Raw genomic sequence first — 16,414 nt, forward strand, 5'->3', positions numbered from 1 at the left:
GTCACTCGACCCCGATGCTCTTCAGCTGCCAGATCCAGCGGGGGTCGTAGACGACCGGGTCGAGGTCGAAGCTGTCGGTCGGGTAGATGACCCGCGTCGGGCCGTAGTGCTCGACCGACATGCGCTGCCCGTCGACCGAGGTCGCGAGCAGGACCGGGTACTTCCTGGCGTCGGCGGCGGGGATGTCGACCCCGTAGTCGTTGATCGCCATCGTGTGCAGGGTCGTCGCGTTGCCGGCGCCGACGTAGTCGAGCAGGCTCTGGAGGAGGACGCCGCGGAAGGTCGCGCGGTGGCCCTCGGCCTGCTTGTCGTCGACGGAGTACTCGACGAGGCCGAGCTTCTCGATGGCCGCGATGTCGAGCGAGACCGCCTTCTGCCCCGTGACGGCGCCCGAGACGGTGAGCACGACCGGGCCGGTCGGAGCCGGGACGGGGTCGCCGGGGCGCAGCGTGGGGGCGCTGACCACCGTGTAGCCCGTCGGGGCGGCGCTCGAGGCGGCGGGGGTCGCGGCGGCGTCCGCGCGGGCCGTCCCCTGCGCGCAGCCCGCGAGGGGCAGGAGGGCGAGCGCAGCGAGGGCGGCGGCGGCGGGGAGGAGCCGGTGGCGAGGGGTGGTGTTCATCGGTCTGTCTTCTTCTCGGGTGGGGTGGGGGTGGGGTGGGTCCGGAGCGCGTGCCCCGGGACGACCGGGCCCCTACGATGGGGGCCCGGTCGGGAGGAGAGGGGTCGAGCATGAGCGGAGCGGACGGGGGCGTGGCCCCGGACCTGTCCGGCCTGGTCGAGCAGATGGGGGACGAAGGCCTGGCCGCCGACGTCGTGGAGGTCTACCTCGAGGCGCTGCCCGAGCGGGTGGCGGCGATCCGCGCCGCGCGTGACGGGGGCGACGAGGAGGCGGTGCGGGCCGCGCACAGCCTGAAGTCCGCGAGCGCCCTGCTCGGGCTGCACGACCTGTCGGGCCGAGCCGCCGCGCTGGAGGCCGCCCTGCGCCAGGACCCCGCGGGCGACCCGGCACCGCTCGTCGAGGCGGTGCTGGAGCGAACCCCGGGTGCCGAGGCCGCGCTGCGCCAGTGGCTGGCGGGGCGTCGACCCACCGGCTGACCGCGCGCTCATCGCGCCAGTGCGGTGGCCGGCTCCTCGTCGGTCACCGGCTCGAAGCGGTAGCCGAAGCCGCGCACGGTCCGGATCCAGCCCTGGTTCGTGGCGCTCTCCCCGAGCTTGCGTCGCAGGTTGGCGAGGTGCACGACGATGACGTGGTCGTCGCCGACCCAGTCCCCGCCCCAGACCGCGTCCATCAGCTGGCCGCGGGTGAAGGTGCGCCGGGGGGCGCCGGTCAGGACCTCGAGGAGGTCGTACTCGATGCGGGTGAGCTCGACGGCCTCGCCGTCGACGAGGACCTCGTGCGCGACCGGGTCGACGCTGAGCCGGCCGAAGAGACGGACGTCCGGGGAGGCCGCGACGCGGGGGCGGCGGCGCATGGCCCGGATCCGGGCGGTCAGCTCGCGCGGGGAGAAGGGCTTGGTGACGTAGTCGTCGGCGCCCATCGTCAGGCCGAGGACGCGGTCCAGCTCATCCGTGCGCGCGGTCACCATCACGACGTAGCAGTCGGAGAACTCCCGGATCCGCCGGCACACCTCGATGCCGTCGATGCCGGGGAGGGTGATGTCGAGCAGCACCAGCTCGGGGCCGTACCGACGGGCGGCCTCGATGCCCTGCTCGCCGTTGCTCGCATGCACCACGCGGAACCCCTCGTTGCCGAGGAGGGTGGTCGCCACGCGGGTGAACTCCGGCGAGTCCTCGATGACGAGGGCGGTCTGCTGGGTCATGACGTCTCCTTCAGGTTCTCGTGACCGTATCGGCACAACTGACACCGTTGTCAGCACCTGGATCGAGAACTGGCCGGACGGGGGATGACCGTGTCGGTCGGGTGGCGCCGCGCCGTTCCGTCGGACGGCCGATACCCCCCGGGGTGGACGTCAGGAGGACGTGCGCAGCGCCCACGCGGCGACGGCGCCGGCGGCCGCGACGTTGAGCGAGTCGACGCCGCCGGCCATCGGGATGCGCACCACGGTGTCGACGGCGGCGAGCGTGCGACGGGTCAGCCCGTCGCCCTCGGTGCCGAGCACCAGCGCGAGCCGCTCGGGCGGGTCGGCGGCGAGCTCGTCGAGGCCGACCGAGTCCTCGGTCAGGGCCAGGGCCGCGACGTGGAACCCGAGGTCGTGGAGGTCGGCGACGGCGCCGGGCCAGGGGTCGACCCGGGTCCACGGCACCTGGAAGACGGTGCCCATCGAGACCCGGACCGAGCGCCGGTAGAGCGGGTCGGCGCAGCGCGGCGTGACCAGGACCGCGTCGGTGCCGAGCGCCGCGGCCGACCGGAAGACGGCACCGACGTTCGTGTGGTCGACGACGTCCTCCAGCACGAGGACCCTGCGCGCGCCCTCCAGCACGCTCGCCAGCGGGGGCAGCGCCGGGCGGTGCATCGAGGCCAGGGCCCCGCGGTGGAGGTGGAAGCCGGTGAGCCGCTCGACGACGTCGTGCTCGGCGACGTAGACCGGCACGCCGTCGCGCTCGGCGTCGGCGACGACGTCGGCGAGGTCGGTGAGCCAGCGCTGGGCCATGAGGAACGAGCGGGGCCGGTGCCCGGCGGCCAGCGCCCGGCGGATGACCTTCTCGGACTCCGCGACGTAGAGCCCGCCCTCGGGCTCGAGCCGCCGGCGCAGCGCGACGTCGGTGAGCCCGACGTAGTCCACGAGGCGGGGGTCGGTCTCGTCGGTGACGCGCACGACGCTCACGGGAAGACCACCAGCCGGGTGACGGCGACGAGGCCGACCACGACGATGACGGTCCGCAGGACGGGGCTGGGCAGCCGCCGCCCGACCGTGGAGCCGATGACCCCGCCGACCGTGGACCCGACGGCGATGAGGAGGACGACGAGCCAGTCCACCCGCTCGGGGGCGACGACGAGGAAGACGACGGAGGCGACGGCGTTGACGACCGTCGCCAGCACGTTCTTCAGCCCGTTGAGCCGCTGGAGGGACTCCCCCGACAGGGCCCCGAGGATCCCCATGAGGATGACGCCCTGTGCCGCACCGAAGTACCCGCCGTACACGCCCGCGCCGAGGACGCCGCCCTGCATGAGCAGCCGGTGCTCGCGCGCCTCTCCCCCGGCCGCCTCGCGGCGGCGGGTCGTGCGCGCGTTGATCCGCGGGCCGAAGGCGACCAGCAGGATGCCGACGACGATGAGCACGGGGACGACGGCCCGAAAGAGCTCGGGCGGGAGGACGAGGAGCAGGAGGGCCCCGGTGATGCCACCGAGCAGCGACATCGGCACGTACCGGCGCAGCTCGGGGCCCATCCCCCGCAGCTCGCGCCGGTACCCGACCGCTCCGGTGAGGCTGCCCGGGACGAGGCCGAGGTTGTTGGAGATGTTGGCCGTCACCGGCGGCACGCCGAGCAGCAGCAGGGTCGGGAAGGTGATGAGTGTGCCCGAGCCGACGATGGTGTTGATGGTGCCTGCGCCGACGCCCGCGAGGACGACGAGGAGGGCTTCACCGACGGGCACCCGGCCACCCTAGTGCGGGTGGCCGGGTGCCTCGGGACGGGTCCCGGTCTGCGGGAATGGGCCTCAGCGCTCGTCTGCGGGGGGTGCCGGCGGTGCCGGCGGCTGGGACCACGGCATCTGCGGCGGGGCCGGGGGCTCCGCGGTCGGCGGAGTCGCGGGCGCCTCCGGAGGCGTGGCCGGAGCGACGGGCTCGGCCGGCGGTGCCGGGGGCGGCGGGGTCTGGCGCGGCGGCACCGCGTCGGCACCCGGCCGGACCGGGGGCTGGACGCGCGAGGCCGGGGCGGCGTGCTCCTCGGCCTCCTTGCTCGACTGGGCGGCCTGCCCGCGGGCCCGCTCGAGCGCGGCCTTCGGGTCCTCGAGGGTGGTCTCCTCGAAGGCGTTGCCGAGCATCTCGCCCGGGTCGACCCACTCGTCGTCCCCGCCGTCGCCGGTGGGCTTCGTCGCGCCGAGCGCCCCGCCGATGCCGCGCAGGGCGTCGGTCAGCTCGCTCGGGATGATCCACATCTTGTTCGAGTCTCCGCGGGCGATCTGCGGCAGCACCTGGAGGTACTGGTAGGCGAGCAGCTTCTGGGTCGGCTTGCCGCGGTGGATGGCGTCGAAGACCTGCTGGATGGCACGGGCCTGGCCCTGGGCCTCGAGGATGCGGGCCTGGGCCGAGCCCTCGGCGCGCAGGATCTGGCTCTGCTTCTCGCCCTCGGCGGTGAGGATCTGGCTGGCCTTGGTGCCCTCGGCGTTGAGGATGGCGGCGCGGCGGTCGCGCTCGGCCTTCATCTGCTTCTCCATCGACTCCTGGATGGAGGCCGGCGGGTCGATCGCCTTGAGCTCGACGCGGTTGACGCGGATGCCCCACTTGCCGGTGGCCTCGTCGAGGACGCCGCGCAGCTGGCCGTTGATCTGGTCGCGGCTGGTCAGCGTCTGCTCGAGGTCGAGCGAGCCGATGACGTTGCGCAGCGTGGTGACGGTCAGCTGCTCGATGCCGGCGATGAAGTTGGCGATCTCGTAGACGGCCGACTTCGGGTCGATCACCTGGTAGTAGATGACGGTGTCGATCGAGACGACGAGGTTGTCGCTCGTGATGACCGGCTGCGGCGGGAACGAGACGACCTGCTCGCGCTGGTCGATGTTGGCCCGGACGATGTCGACGAACGGGACGAGGAAGTGCAGGCCGCCCTCGAGGGTGCGCGAGTAGCGGCCGAGCCGCTCGATGATCAGGGCCGTCTGCTGCGGCACGACGCGGACCGTACGCACGAGCACGATGACCGCGAACAGCGCGAGCAGCAGGATGACGATCAGTGGACCGATTCCGTCCATGGTGTACCTCTCCGTGGGCGCCGGGGTGCCGGCGTCAGGTGGTGGGGGTGGTGGGGGGCACGGGCACGACGATCGCCGTGGCGCCGTGGATGGCGATGACGCGCACCTGGTCACCGGGGCCGACGGGCTCGCCGCCCTCGGCGAGCCGGGCCGACCAGGTCTCGCCGGCGAGCTTGATGCGGCCGTCGCTCTCGGTGACGGCCTGGAGGACCCAGGCCTCGCGGCCGACGAGGCCGGCGGCGCCGATGTGGTGGTCGGTCACGGTGTCGGTGAACTTGCGCTTGAGCATCGGGCGCAGGAAGAACAGGAGCAGGAGGGCCGCGACGACCGCGACGACCACCTGGAAGAAGAACGGCGCCCCGAGCGCGGCGGCCACGGCGCCGGCCAGCGCCCCGCCCGCGAACATCACGAAGACGAAGTCGACGGTGGCGACCTCGATGGCCGCCAGCACCAGTGCGACCCCGAGCCATCCGAGCCACGCGTTCTCGGTCAGCCAGTCCATGGGGCTCCCCTTCCTGTCGTGCGTCGGACGCGGCGCGGGTGGCCCGCGTTCCCGGGCGGCTCAGCGGGCCCGGGCGGCATACCGGTTCCCCCGGGCCTCGAGCTCGAGCGGCATCCCGAAGGTGCGCTCGAGGTTCTCGGCGGTCAGCGTGATCTCGACCGGCCCCTGCGCAACGACGCGGCCGCCGCGCAGCAGGAGGACGTCGGTGAAGTGCGGCGGGATCTCCTCGACGTGGTGCGTGACGAGGACCAGGGCGGGGGCGGCGAGGTCCTCGGCGAGCAGGCCGAGGCGGCGCACGAGGTCCTCGCGGCCCCCGAGGTCGAGGCCGGCGGCCGGCTCGTCGAGGAGCATCAGCTCGGGGTCGGTCATCAGGGCCCGGGCGATCTGCACCCGCTTGCGCTCGCCCTCGGACAGCGTGCCGTAGAGGCGCTCGGCCAGGTGGCTGGCGCCGAGCGCCTCGAGCAGCTCGGTGGCGCGGCCCTCGTCCATCCGGTCGTAGGCCTCGCGCCAGCGCCCGACGACCCCGTAGGACGCGGTGACGACGACGTCGCGGACCCGCTCGCGGGGCGGGATGCGTTCGGCGAGTGCGGCGCTCGAGAGACCGATGCGCGGACGGAGCTCGAAGACGTCGACCGCCCCGAGGACCTCACCGAGCACGCCGACGACACCGGAGGTGGGGTGCATCCGCCCGGAGGCGAGCTGGAGGAGCGTGGTCTTGCCGGCGCCGTTGGGGCCCAGCACGACCCAGCGCTGACCCTCCTCGACCTCCCAGGAGACGTCGTCGAGGATCGTGGTGTCCCCGCGCACGACGCTGACGCCGGCGAGGGCCAGGACGTCGCTCATGCCCCGACCCTAGTCGACCGGGCCTGTGCCAAAAGGCAGCACGCGCTAGTGACCCCGCATCGGCCCGCCGGGGCGGCCGTGCGCGTCGGCCACCACCTCGGCCATGACCGACAGCGCGATCTCGCCGGCGCTGCTGCCGCCGATCGAGAGCCCGGCCGGCAGGTGCAGCCGGCCCAGTGCCTCGTCGGTCATGCCCCGGGAACGGAAGTCCTCCAGCACGGATGCCGACCGGCCGCGGCTGGCCATCATCGCGACGTAGCGGACCCCGGACGTGGCGGCGTCGGCGATGAGGTCGTAGGCGCCCGCGCCGTCGTGGTTGCACACGACGAGCGCGTCGACGTGGCCGAGCGACTCGGGGTCCGTGGGGGCCTCCTCGAGCAGCGCGGCGCTCCAGCCGGCCGCCTCGGCGATGGTGACCAGGGCCCGCGCGATGTGGTTGTCGAAGACGACGACCAGGCGCCCGAGGGGCCCCTCGACCGGGGTGGCGCCGCTGCCGCGGACCGGGTCGTGCCGGGTGTCGCTCACCGCGACAGCACCTGGCGGTAGACCTCCATCGTGCGGTCACCGATCGAGGCCCAGGAGAACGACTCCACCGCTCGACGTCGCCCGGCGACGCCCATCCGGGCCGCACGGTCGAGGTCGGACACGGCGTCGTTCAGGGCGGCCGCGAGGTCGGCGACGAAGCGGTCCTCGTCGACCGGGGTGCCGGTGCCGCCCTGCACCTGCTCGATGGGGACCAGCCAGCCGGTCTCGCCGTCGACGACGACCTCGGGGATGCCACCGGTGGCCGTCGCGACGACCGGCAGCTCGCAGGCCATCGCCTCGAGGTTGACGATGCCGAGCGGCTCGTACACCGACGGGCAGACGAAGACGGTGGCGCCGCTGAGCACGGCGACGACCTGGTCGCGCGGCAGCATCTCCGAGATCCAGACGACGCCGTCACGCTGCTCGCGCAGCCCGTCGACGAGCGACTCGACCTCGGCCTTGATCTCCGGGGTGTCGGGCGCGCCGGCGAGCAGGACCAGCTGGACCTCCGGCGGCAGCTCGGCGGCGGCGCGCAGGAGGTAGGGCAGGCCCTTCTGGCGGGTGATCCGGCCGACGAACACGACGCTCGGCCGGTCGGGGTCGATGCCGTGGCGGCGGACGGTGTCCTCGTCGGTGCGCTTCTGCCAGAGCTCGGAGTCGATCCCGTTGTGCACGACCGCGACCTTCGCCGGGTCGACCTGCGGGTAGGAGCGCAGGATGTCCTCGCGCATCCCGGCACTGACCGCGATGACGGCGGCGGCTCCCTCGTACGCCGTCCGCTCGACCCAGGACGACAGCCGGTAGCCCCCACCGAGCTGCTCGGCCTTCCACGGGCGCATCGGCTCGAGGCTGTGCGCGGACAGGACGTGCGGCACGCCCTCGAGGAGCCCGCCGACGAGGCCGGCGAAGTTGGCGTACCAGGTGTGCGAGTGGACGATGTCGCTCCCCGCGCAGGCGGCGGCCATCGTCAGGTCGACGCCGAGAGTGGTCAGCGCGGCATTGGCGCCGTCGAGCTGCGGCAGGTCGGGGTGGCTCGTCGTCCCCTCCTCGTCACGGGGGCCGCCAAAGGCGTGCACCCGCACGTCGGCGTCGCCGCGGGCCCGCAGCGCCCGGACCAGCTCGGCGACGTGCACCCCCGCTCCCCCGTAGATGGACGGCGGGTACTCCTTGGAGAGGATGTCGATGCGCACGGTTTTCACCGTAGTGGTGAACGGGGACTCCCGGCGAGGACGCGCACCCCATAGGTTGGGGCCATGGCGTACCGCAGCGGAGGTCCCAAGGTCCTGGCCATCGTCCTCGCTGGTGGGGAGGGCAAGCGCCTCATGCCGCTCACGCGCGACCGGGCGAAGCCGGCCGTGCCGTTCGGGGGCATCTACCGGCTCATCGACTTCGCGCTCTCGAACGTCGTCAACTCCGGCTACCTCAAGGTGGTCGTGCTGACGCAGTACAAGTCGCACAGCCTCGACCGGCACGTGACGAAGACGTGGCGGATGAGCACGATGCTCGGCAACTACGTGGCCCCGATCCCGGCCCAGCAGCGCATCGACAAGTCCTGGTACCAGGGCAGCGCCGACGCGATCTTCCAGTCGCTCAACACGATCACCGACGAGCGCCCGGACATCGTCGTCGTCGTGGGCGCGGACCACGTGTACCGGATGGACTTCTCGCAGATGGTCGACCAGCACATCGCGAGCGGTGCCGGGGTCACGGTCGCGGCCATCCGCCAGCCGCGCTCGACCTCCGACCAGTTCGGCGTCATCGACGTCGAGCCCGACGACCCGTCGCGCATCCGGGCCTTCCTCGAGAAGCCGGCCGACCCCGACGGCCTGCCCGACTCCCCCGACGAGATCCTCGCGAGCATGGGCAACTACGTGTTCTCGGCCGACGCGCTCATCGACGCCGTGACCGCCGACTCCACGCTCGAGGGCAGCAAGCACGACATGGGCGGAGACATCGTCCCGGCGCTCGTCGACCAGGGCGCCGCCTACGTCTACGACTTCAAGAACAACGTCGTGCCCGGCGGCACCGAGCGCGACATGGGCTACTGGCGCGACGTCGGGACCATGGACTCCTACTACGACGCCCACATGGACCTCGTCTCGATCCACCCGGTCTTCAACCTCTACAACTACGACTGGCCGATCTACACCACGTACGGGCCGTACCCGCCGGCGAAGTTCGTCCACGGCGCCAACGGCCGCTTCGGCGAGGCGCTGAACTCGGCCGTCTCGCCCGGCGTGGTCATCTCCGGCGCGCGGGTCAACGGCTCGGTCGTCTCCCCCGACGTGCACGTCCACAGCTACACCGAGATCGACGACTCGGTGCTGCTCGACGGGGTGCAGGTGGGGCGCAACTGCATCCTGCGCAAGGCGATCATCGACAAGAACGTCGTCGTCCCCGACGGCACCACGATCGGTGTCGACCGCGATGCCGACCTCGCCCGCGGGTTCTCGGTCACCGAGTCCGGCATCACCGTCGTCGGCAAGGGCCAGGAGATCACCGGATGAGCGCCGCCGACCGCCCCGTCCGCATCGGCGCCCAGCTGCAGCCGCAGCACGCCACCTACGCCGACCTCCGGCGCGCCTGCGCCGAGCTCGAGGAGGCCGGGGTCGACGTCATCTTCAACTGGGACCACTTCTTCCCGCTCTACGGCGAGGCCGACGGCGCGCACTTCGAGTGCTGGACGATGCTCGGCGCCTGGGCCGAGGCGACCGAGCGCGTCGAGATCGGCGCGCTCGTCACGTGCAACAGCTACCGCAACCCCCAGCTGCTCGCCGACATGGCCCGCACCGTCGACCACGTCAGCGCCCGCGACGGCGGCGAGGGGCGGCTCATCCTGGGCATCGGGTCCGGCTGGTTCGAGCGCGACTACGACGAGTACGGGTACGAGTTCGGCACTGCCGGAGGCCGTCTCGATGCCCTCGCTCGTGACCTGCCCCTCATCGAGGAGCGCTGGGCGAAGCTCAACCCCGCGCCGACGCGGAAGATCCCCGTCCTCATCGGCGGCGGGGGCGAGAAGAAGACGCTGCGGATCGTGGCGCAGCACGCCGACATCTGGCACGGCTTCGGCGACCCCGAGACGGTCGCGCACAAGCACGCCGTCCTCGACGAGTGGTGCGCGAAGGTCGGGCGCGACCCGGCCGAGATCGAGCGGTCGGCCGGCGTCTCCCCGAAGCCGGGTCGCCACCCCGAGGACGTCGGCGACTACGCGGCCGGCGCCCAGGCGCTGTACGACGTCGGGACGCGCCTGTTCACGGTCGGGCTCAACGGTCCCGACTACGACATCGGCCCGCTGCGCGACCTCGTCGCGTGGCGCGACGCCGAGCACCCACGCGCCTGACCCGCAGCCGCCGGTCCGGTGCGTGACACCGGGCCCGGGCAGCGGGACACTGACGCCATGGCCGGGCACCGGGCCCGGCGCGGCACCGGGAGGTTCCCATGCGCGTGGTCCAGTGGCAGGTGCTCGTCGTCCAGGGGGTCGTGGCCGCCCTCTTCGGGGTGCTCGCGATGGCCCGTCCGGTGACCACCGGGCTCAGCCTCGTCGTCCTCTGGGGACTCTTCGCCCTCGTCGACGGTGTCGCCGCCCTCGTCGGGGTCTTCTCGGCCGAGGGCGGGCTGCGGCGGACACTGCTCCTCGCGATGGGCGTCGTCTCCGTCCTCGCCGGGCTCGTCGCCGTGCTGAACCCGGTGTACGCGGCCGTCACGCTGACGTGGGTGCTCGGGCTCTGGCTCCTGGTGCGTGCCGGCCTCGAGGCCTACGCCGCGACCGCGCTCTCGACGGGGTCGACCCGCTGGCTGCGCCTGCTGGGTGCCGTGTTCCTCGTGGTCGCCGGCGTGCTGTTCGTCGCCCGACCGGGTGCGGCAGCGCTCGGCATCGCGCTCTGGCTCGGGGTCTTCGCCCTGCTGGCCGGGATCACGCTCGTCGTGGCCGGGCTCGCACTGCGCTCGGCGCCCGCGACGAGCCAGGGTCCGCTCGGCACCCCGGCCGCACCTCCCCCTCCCCCCGCGACCCCGGCCTGAGTCAGCGGGCCAGGTGGGCGCGGACGGCGGCAACCCGCTCGGCCGGGCCCCCGACCACCTCGAGGACGTCCACCGTGCCCGGCACCAGCTCGGCATCGCCCACGAGGTCGAGCAGGCAGCGGTCGGTCTCCGCACGCAGCTCGAGGTCCTCCTCGGCCGGCACGTACAGGTCGCGGACACCCTCGAGCGGGAGCACCACGAGGAGGTCGGCGTGTGCCGTCGCCCGGGCCGTCAGGGTGCGCAGGGTCCCCATCGCCGTCGGTGACGGTGCCGGCCTGCCGAGCGCGGTCAGGGCGACGAGGTAGGCGAGCAGGTCGAGCGGGCCGCGCTCGAGGACGACGTCGTCGCCGAGCGCCGGGTCGAGGAGCCGCTCCGCCGCGATGTGCAGCTGCTCGACGAACGAGGCGGCCGACGCCGGGTCGCTCTCGTCCTCGACGAGCTCCCACGGGTCGCCGAGCAGCGCGTGGCCCGGGAGGGCGGCGCACAGGTCGGCCGCCAGCGTGGACTTGCCCGTGGCGTGGGTGCCGGAGACGACGATGCGCACGAGCGCGACGGTACCGGTGGGCTGCGGTCCCGGTCCGCGGGCTCGGGCCGCCCCGGTGTCGGTGCGCGGTTAGCCTGCAGGAGTGCCCTCCCCCGAGACGCCGCCCCTCCCGCCGCAGCCCGACCCCCGGGCCCGCACCCTCCTCGTCTCGCTCTCCGGCCCGGACCGGCCGGGGGTGACCAAGGCCGTCTTCGAGGCCGCCTCCACGGTCGGCGCCGACGTCCTGGACGTCGAGCAGGTCGTCGTGCGGGGGCACCTCGCGCTCTCCGTGCTGCTCGCCCCCGTCCACGACGAGAACGTCCTCACCGACCGGCTGACCCGGGCCGGCCAGGCCATGGGCATGCACGTGACGCTCAGCGCCGGCCGGGGAGACAACCGGCCGCGGCGCACCGGGCGGGCCGCCGTCGTCGTCATGGGCGCCCCCCTGGAGACGCGTCACGTCGCGGCGGTCGCCGCCGAGGTCGCCGGCCACGGCGCCAACATCGACCGCATCCGCCGGCTGTCCCGGTGGCCGGTGACCACCGTCGAGCTCGACGTCAGCGGCGCCGACGTGCCGCGGCTGCGCCGCGAGCTGGCGCTGGTCTCCTCGGCCACGGGGTGCGACGTCGCGGTGGCCCCCGCCGGCCTGGCCCGCCGCGGTGGACGGCTCGTCGTCATGGACGTCGACTCCACGCTCATCCAGGACGAGGTCATCGAGCTCATCGCGCAGCACGCGGGGACCGCCGCCGAGGTCGCCGAGGTCACCGAGCGGGCGATGCGCGGCGAGCTCGACTTCGCCGAGAGCCTGCACGCCCGGGTCGCCACGCTCGCCGGGCTCCCGGTCTCGGTCCTCGACGAGGTGCGGGAGTCGGTGCGGCTCACCCCGGGTGCGCGCACCCTGGTCCGCACGCTGAAGTCGCTCGGCTTCACGGTGGCCCTGGTCTCGGGCGGGTTCGCCGAGGTCGTCGACCCCATCGGGGCCGACCTCGGTGTCGACCACGTGCGGGCCAACCGCCTCGAGGTCCGCGACGGGCTGCTCACCGGGCGGGTGGAGGGCGAGGTCGTCGACCGCGCCGCCAAGGCCTCGGCGCTGCGCGAGTTCGCCGCCCTCGAGGGCCTGCCCCTCGCGCGGACGGTGGCCATCGGGGACGGCGCCAACGACCTGGACATGCTCGGTGTCGCCGGGCTCGGGGTGGCCTTCAACGCCAAACCCGTCGTGCAGGCCCAGGCCGACACCGCCGTCAACGTGCCCTACCTCGACACCGTCCTCTTCCTCCTCGGCGTCAGCCGCGAGGAGATCGAGGACGCCGAGACCGGCGACCCCGCCGGCGTCTGAGCGTCAGGCGCCGATGGCGTGGTACCCGCCGTCGACGTGGATCATCTCGCCCGTGGTGGCCGGGAACCAGTCCGACAGCAGCGAGACGCAGGCCCGCGCGGTGGGCACGGCGTCGTTCACGTCCCAGCCGAGCGGCGCGCGGCTGCCCCAGGCCTCCTCGAACTGCTCGAAGCCCGGGATGGACTTCGCCGCGGTCGTGCGGATCGGGCCGGCGGCGACGATATTGCAGCGCACGCCCTTCGGCCCGAGGTCGCGGGCGAGGTAGCGGTTCGTGGACTCGAACGCCGCCTTGGCGACGCCCATCCAGTCGTAGACCGGCCACGCGAAGCGGGCGTCGAAGGTCAGGCCGACGACGCTGCCGCCCTCGGACATCAGCGGCAGGGCCCCCTTGGCCAGGGCCGCGAGCGAGTAGGCGGAGACGTGCACGGCGGTCGAGACGTCCTCCCAGGTGGCCTCGAGGAAGTTGAAGGCCCCCTGCGGCGCGAACCCGATGGAGTGCAGGACGCCGTCGAGGTGCGGGACGTGCTCCCGGACGCGGTCGGGCAGCGCGGCGAGGTCCTCCTCGCTCGTGACGTCGAGCTCGATGACCGGCGGCGTCTGCGGAAGGCGCCGGGCGATGGCCGTCGTGATCTTCGTCGTGCGACCGAAGGAGGTGAGCACGACCTCGGCCCCCTGTTCCTGGGCGAGCTTCGCGACGTGGAACGCGATCGAGGAGTCCATGAGGACACCGGTGATCAGGAGCTTCTTGCCCTCGAGCAGCATGTCTGGCCTTTCGGTGGTGGGTCGGACGTCAGGCGTCGGGTCAGTGGCCCATGCCGAGGCCGCCGTCGACCGGGATGACGGCGCCCGAGACGTACGCGGCCTCCGGGGAGGCGAGGAAGCGCACCACGCCGGCGACCTCCTCGGTGGTCGCGAAGCGCCCGGCGGGGATCGCGGACTTGTACGTCTTCTGGGTGTCCTCGGGCAGCGCGGCGGTCATGTCGGTCTCGATGAAGCCCGGCGCGACGACGTTGGCGGTGATGCCCCGCCCACCGAGCTCGCGGGTGACCGAGCGGGCCAGGCCGACGAGGCCGGCCTTGCTCGCAGCGTAGTTGGCCTGTCCCGGACCGCCGTACAGCCCGACGACGCTGGAGATGAGGATGATCCGCCCGCGGCGCAGCCGGATCATGCCCTTGCTCGCGCGGCGCACGCAGCGGAAGGCGCCGGTGAGGTTGGTCTCGAGGACGCTGTCGAAGTCCTCGTCGCTCATCCGCATGAGCAGGCCGTCCTTGGTGATGCCCGCGTTGGCGACGAGCACCTCGACCGGTCCCCCGAGCTTCTCCTCGGCCTCGGTGAACGCGGCGTCGACCGAGGCGGTGTCGGTGACGTCGCAGCGGACCCCCTCGAGGCCCTCCGGCGGCTCGCCGCTGCGGTGGGTGACGACGACGCGGTCGCCGGCCTGCGCGAACGAGCGGGCGATCGCCAGGCCGATGCCGCGGTTGCCGCCGGTGACGAGGACGGTGCGGGGGTCGCTCATGCTGTCGAACCTAGTGGACTACCCAGCGGTAGCCGGACAGCCGCGGACGTATGGTGGACGGGTGCCCACGACCCGCCACCGCGACACCGACGCCCAGTCGGTCACGACCGCGGCGGAGTCCCGGGAGGCCGACCAGCGGCACCGGATGCGGCAGTACCTCGGCACGATGACGCTGCGCACGGTCTGCTTCGTCCTGGCCGTCGTCATCGACGACTGGTACCGCTGGGTCTTCGCCCTCGGCGCGGTCGTCCTGCCGTTCATCGCCGTCGTGGCGGTCAACGCCGTCGCCCCCCGGGTCCGTGGCCGCCGGACCCCGGTGACACCGTCCGTCGACCCGACGCCGTTGCTCACCGACCGCGGGTACGTGCACGTGCCGAGCACCGTGCGCCACCCCGAGGACGAGCGCCGCGGCTGAGCTCAGCCGCCGATGGCCGACATCGGCCGGTCCGGCTGCTCGAAGTCCGGGCGGTCGATGCCGTGGCCGGGCTTCTTGGCCCACATCTCCCCGACCACGAGCTCGGCGAGCTCGGTGTCGGTGGCGCCCTCGCGCAGCGGGCCGCGCAGGTCGACCTCGGAGCGGGCGAAGAGGCAGTTGCGCAGCTGGCCGTCGGCGGTGAGCCGGACGCGGTCGCACGCCGCGCAGAACGGGGCGGTGACGCTGGCGATGACCCCGACGGTCTCGGGGCCGCCGTCGACGTGGAAGAGCTCGGCGGGTGCGCTGCCGCGCCCCTCGACCGGGGTGAGCCGGAACCGCTCGCCGAGCCGCTCGAGGATCTCGGCCTGCGACACCATCTGCGAGCGGTCCCAGGCGTGCTGGGCGTCCAGGGGCATCTGCTCGATGAACCGCAGCGCGTAGCCGCGGTCGAGGCACCACTGGAGGAGGTCGGCGACGCCGTCGTCGTTGACGCCGCGCATCGCGACCGCGTTGACCTTGACGGGGGTCAGCCCGGCGTCGGCGGCGGCCTTGAGCCCGGCCTCGACGTCCTCGAAGCGGTCGCGGCGGGTGAGGTCGCGGAACTGCTGCGGGTCGACGGTGTCGAGGCTGATGTTGACGCGGTCCAGGCCGGCCGCGGCGAGCGGTGCGGCGAGGCGGTCGAGGCCGACACCGTTGGTGGTCATCGCGATGCGCGGGCGCGGCTCGAGCGCGGCGATGCCCTGCACGACGTGCACGAGGCTGCGCCGCAGCAGGGGCTCACCGCCGGTGAGCCGGACGTTGGTGACGCCGAGCCCGACCATGATCCGCACGAGCCGCACGAGCTCGTCGTCGGTGAGCATCTCGGGCTTGGCCATCCAGTCCAGGCCCTCGGCGGGCATGCAGTAGGTGCAGCGCAGGTTGCACCGGTCGGTGACCGAGACACGCAGGTCCCGCCCGACGCGGCCGAAGCGGTCGAGGAGGCGAGGGGTGGGGAGGTCGGTCATATCGTCACAGCGTACGTCCCGTAGCGTGGAAGTGTGCTGCGCCGGATCGTCTCGCCCCGATGGCTCGGCGCCCTCCTCCTCGCCGCGCTGTTCGCCGTGGCGGCCTACCACCTCGGGTTCTGGCAGTACCACCGCCACGAGGCCAAGGTGGAGCGCAACGCCCTCCTCGACGAGCACTACCGCGCCACGCCCGTGCCCGTCACCGACGTCCTCGACGGCGGGGTCGCGCCGGGCGAGCTGTGGACCCGGGTGACGGTGACGGGCACGTACGTCGAGGGGCCGCTCTTCGTCCGGGGTCGCCCCAACGACGGCTCGGTCGGCCTCGAGGTGCTCTGGGCGCTGCGCCCGGACGGCGGGGGAACCGACGTGCTCGTCGACCGCGGGTGGGTCCCGGCGTCCGAGCGCGGCGCGAGCGTCCTGCCGGACGTGCCGGCCGCCCCGACCGGTCCGGTGACCGTGGTCGGCTGGGCGCGCACCGGCGAGGCATCCCGGGACAAGGCGCCGGCGCCGGGGCAGATCGCCAACCTCTCGGTGCGCGACGCCGCCCGCGCGCTCGGCACGACCCTGCTGCCGGGGTACGTGCTGCTGGAGTCCGAGCGGCTGCCGGACGGTTCGCAGCCCGCGCGCCCGCAGGCCCTCGCTCCCCCGGACCGCAGCCTCGGCCCGCACCTCGCCTACGCCTACCAGTGGTGGATGTCGACCGTGCTCGGGTTCGTCCTCGTCGGCTTCGGGGTGCGGCGCGAGGAGCGGCTCAGCGACCCGGCGAAGTACCCCCCGAAGCCCAAGAAGGTCCGCATCTGGGACGAGGAGGACGGCTGAGCCCGGCCTGTCGACCCCGCGCACCGTTCCCGGCGCGCGCCCAG

At 73.5% G+C, this 16,414-nt stretch carries 20 protein-coding genes; 7 read left to right on the forward strand and 13 right to left on the reverse strand.

The genetic code is table 11. The annotated features are described in order from the left end of the window. Nucleotide 1 precedes the first annotated feature (1 nt). Complete coding sequence (locus ACQZ2A_RS00690) at nt 2-619, reverse strand: molybdopterin-dependent oxidoreductase (RefSeq protein WP_430206568.1); 618 nt, start codon at nt 617-619, stop codon at nt 2-4. Between the two features lie 110 nt (nt 620-729). Here ACQZ2A_RS00690 and ACQZ2A_RS00695 point away from each other — a divergent pair, with 110 nt between their 5' ends. Then, complete coding sequence (locus ACQZ2A_RS00695) at nt 730-1,095, forward strand: Hpt domain-containing protein (RefSeq protein WP_430206569.1); 366 nt, start codon at nt 730-732, stop codon at nt 1,093-1,095. Between the two features lie 8 nt (nt 1,096-1,103). On the opposite strand, the gene ACQZ2A_RS00700 is transcribed toward ACQZ2A_RS00695, so the two are convergent. The 8 genes from ACQZ2A_RS00700 to glgA all read right to left on the reverse strand — a co-directional run bounded on the left by ACQZ2A_RS00700 (nt 1,104) and on the right by glgA (nt 7,927). Next, nucleotides 1,104-1,820, reverse strand: a complete 717-nt coding sequence (locus ACQZ2A_RS00700; RefSeq protein ID WP_430206570.1) for a response regulator transcription factor — start codon at nt 1,818-1,820, stop codon at nt 1,104-1,106. Between the two features lie 150 nt (nt 1,821-1,970). Next, on the reverse strand, nt 1,971-2,786 hold the full coding sequence (locus tag ACQZ2A_RS00705; protein ID WP_430206571.1) for a TrmH family RNA methyltransferase: 816 nt from the start codon (nt 2,784-2,786) through the stop codon (nt 1,971-1,973). Next, entirely contained in the window at nt 2,783-3,556 is a 774-nt protein-coding gene (locus ACQZ2A_RS00710) for a sulfite exporter TauE/SafE family protein (RefSeq protein ID WP_430206572.1), read from the reverse strand. The genes ACQZ2A_RS00705 and ACQZ2A_RS00710 overlap by 4 nt, the downstream gene beginning before the upstream one ends. Nucleotides 3,557-3,619: 63 nt before the next feature. Then, entirely contained in the window at nt 3,620-4,867 is a 1,248-nt protein-coding gene (locus ACQZ2A_RS00715; RefSeq protein WP_430206573.1) for an SPFH domain-containing protein, read from the reverse strand. A 34-nt stretch (nt 4,868-4,901) separates the two neighbouring features. Beyond that, nucleotides 4,902-5,369: an NfeD family protein gene (locus ACQZ2A_RS00720; RefSeq protein WP_430206574.1), complete on the reverse strand. Its 468-nt coding sequence runs from the start codon at nt 5,367-5,369 to the stop codon at nt 4,902-4,904. A gap of 60 nt (nt 5,370-5,429) precedes the next feature. Beyond that, a complete protein-coding gene (locus ACQZ2A_RS00725; RefSeq protein WP_430206575.1) occupies nt 5,430-6,212 on the reverse strand; it encodes an ABC transporter ATP-binding protein in 783 nt (260 codons plus the stop codon). A 45-nt stretch (nt 6,213-6,257) separates the two neighbouring features. Continuing rightward, complete coding sequence (locus ACQZ2A_RS00730; protein WP_430206576.1) at nt 6,258-6,737, reverse strand: XdhC family protein; 480 nt, start codon at nt 6,735-6,737, stop codon at nt 6,258-6,260. After that, on the reverse strand, nt 6,734-7,927 hold the full coding sequence (gene glgA, locus ACQZ2A_RS00735) for a glycogen synthase (protein WP_430206577.1): 1,194 nt from the start codon (nt 7,925-7,927) through the stop codon (nt 6,734-6,736). Before glgA ends, ACQZ2A_RS00730 begins: the two co-directional genes overlap by 4 nt. A 63-nt stretch (nt 7,928-7,990) precedes the next feature. Between glgA and glgC the strand changes: the two genes are divergently transcribed. From glgC to ACQZ2A_RS00750, 3 genes are all read left to right on the forward strand, one after another. Further along, on the forward strand, nt 7,991-9,244 hold the full coding sequence (gene glgC / locus ACQZ2A_RS00740) for a glucose-1-phosphate adenylyltransferase (protein ID WP_430206578.1): 1,254 nt from the start codon (nt 7,991-7,993) through the stop codon (nt 9,242-9,244). Next, entirely contained in the window at nt 9,241-10,077 is an 837-nt protein-coding gene (locus ACQZ2A_RS00745) for an LLM class F420-dependent oxidoreductase (protein WP_430206579.1), read from the forward strand. The genes glgC and ACQZ2A_RS00745 overlap by 4 nt, the downstream gene beginning before the upstream one ends. Before the next feature lie 98 nt (nt 10,078-10,175). Then, complete coding sequence (locus tag ACQZ2A_RS00750; protein WP_430206580.1) at nt 10,176-10,757, forward strand: HdeD family acid-resistance protein; 582 nt, start codon at nt 10,176-10,178, stop codon at nt 10,755-10,757. A 1-nt stretch (nt 10,758) separates the two neighbouring features. Here ACQZ2A_RS00750 and ACQZ2A_RS00755 read toward each other — a convergent pair whose 3' ends face one another. Further along, entirely contained in the window at nt 10,759-11,301 is a 543-nt protein-coding gene (locus tag ACQZ2A_RS00755; RefSeq protein WP_430206581.1) for an AAA family ATPase, read from the reverse strand. 82 nt (nt 11,302-11,383) lie between these two features. Here ACQZ2A_RS00755 and serB point away from each other — a divergent pair, with 82 nt between their 5' ends. Beyond that, nucleotides 11,384-12,616 (forward strand): phosphoserine phosphatase SerB, encoded by a 1,233-nt coding sequence (serB, locus tag ACQZ2A_RS00760; RefSeq protein ID WP_430206582.1) that lies wholly within the window; start codon nt 11,384-11,386, stop codon nt 12,614-12,616. 3 nt (nt 12,617-12,619) lie between these two features. On the opposite strand, the gene fabI is transcribed toward serB, so the two are convergent. Then, nucleotides 12,620-13,378, reverse strand: coding sequence for an enoyl-ACP reductase FabI (gene fabI / locus ACQZ2A_RS00765; protein ID WP_430206583.1), 759 nt, complete (start codon nt 13,376-13,378; stop codon nt 12,620-12,622). A gap of 40 nt (nt 13,379-13,418) precedes the next feature. Next, a complete protein-coding gene (gene fabG, locus ACQZ2A_RS00770; protein WP_430206584.1) occupies nt 13,419-14,132 on the reverse strand; it encodes a 3-oxoacyl-ACP reductase FabG in 714 nt (237 codons plus the stop codon). A 61-nt stretch (nt 14,133-14,193) separates the two neighbouring features. Between fabG and ACQZ2A_RS00775 the strand changes: the two genes are divergently transcribed. Next, complete coding sequence (locus ACQZ2A_RS00775) at nt 14,194-14,547, forward strand: DUF3099 domain-containing protein (protein WP_430206585.1); 354 nt, start codon at nt 14,194-14,196, stop codon at nt 14,545-14,547. A gap of 2 nt (nt 14,548-14,549) precedes the next feature. Here ACQZ2A_RS00775 and moaA read toward each other — a convergent pair whose 3' ends face one another. Beyond that, nucleotides 14,550-15,551, reverse strand: a complete 1,002-nt coding sequence (gene moaA / locus ACQZ2A_RS00780) for a GTP 3',8-cyclase MoaA (RefSeq protein WP_430206586.1) — start codon at nt 15,549-15,551, stop codon at nt 14,550-14,552. Between the two features lie 33 nt (nt 15,552-15,584). On the opposite strand from moaA, the gene ACQZ2A_RS00785 reads away from it, so the two are divergent. Then, nucleotides 15,585-16,370 carry an SURF1 family cytochrome oxidase biogenesis protein gene (locus ACQZ2A_RS00785; RefSeq protein WP_430206587.1) on the forward strand — a complete coding sequence of 262 codons (786 nt, stop codon included), beginning with the start codon at nt 15,585-15,587 and terminating at the stop codon, nt 16,368-16,370. Nucleotides 16,371-16,414: the final 44 nt, after the last annotated feature.

Origin of the sequence: Phycicoccus avicenniae (assembly GCF_050496545.1) — a bacterium.
Classification (GTDB): Bacteria; Actinomycetota; Actinomycetes; order Actinomycetales; family Dermatophilaceae; genus Phycicoccus; species Phycicoccus avicenniae_A.

Coding starts and splice junctions, on each gene's coding strand:
- ACQZ2A_RS00690 (WP_430206568.1), bottom strand. CDS start 619: ATGAACACCACCCCTCGCCACCGGCTCCTCCCCGCCGCCGCCGCCCTC.
- ACQZ2A_RS00725 (WP_430206575.1), bottom strand. CDS start 6,212: ATGAGCGACGTCCTGGCCCTCGCCGGCGTCAGCGTCGTGCGCGGGGAC.
- ACQZ2A_RS00700 (WP_430206570.1), bottom strand. CDS start 1,820: ATGACCCAGCAGACCGCCCTCGTCATCGAGGACTCGCCGGAGTTCACC.
- ACQZ2A_RS00715 (WP_430206573.1), bottom strand. CDS start 4,867: ATGGACGGAATCGGTCCACTGATCGTCATCCTGCTGCTCGCGCTGTTC.
- ACQZ2A_RS00745 (WP_430206579.1), top strand. CDS start 9,241: ATGAGCGCCGCCGACCGCCCCGTCCGCATCGGCGCCCAGCTGCAGCCG.
- glgC (WP_430206578.1), top strand. CDS start 7,991: ATGGCGTACCGCAGCGGAGGTCCCAAGGTCCTGGCCATCGTCCTCGCT.
- fabG (WP_430206584.1), bottom strand. CDS start 14,132: ATGAGCGACCCCCGCACCGTCCTCGTCACCGGCGGCAACCGCGGCATC.
- ACQZ2A_RS00695 (WP_430206569.1), top strand. CDS start 730: ATGAGCGGAGCGGACGGGGGCGTGGCCCCGGACCTGTCCGGCCTGGTC.
- ACQZ2A_RS00720 (WP_430206574.1), bottom strand. CDS start 5,369: ATGGACTGGCTGACCGAGAACGCGTGGCTCGGATGGCTCGGGGTCGCA.
- ACQZ2A_RS00750 (WP_430206580.1), top strand. CDS start 10,176: ATGCGCGTGGTCCAGTGGCAGGTGCTCGTCGTCCAGGGGGTCGTGGCC.
- fabI (WP_430206583.1), bottom strand. CDS start 13,378: ATGCTGCTCGAGGGCAAGAAGCTCCTGATCACCGGTGTCCTCATGGAC.
- moaA (WP_430206586.1), bottom strand. CDS start 15,551: ATGACCGACCTCCCCACCCCTCGCCTCCTCGACCGCTTCGGCCGCGTC.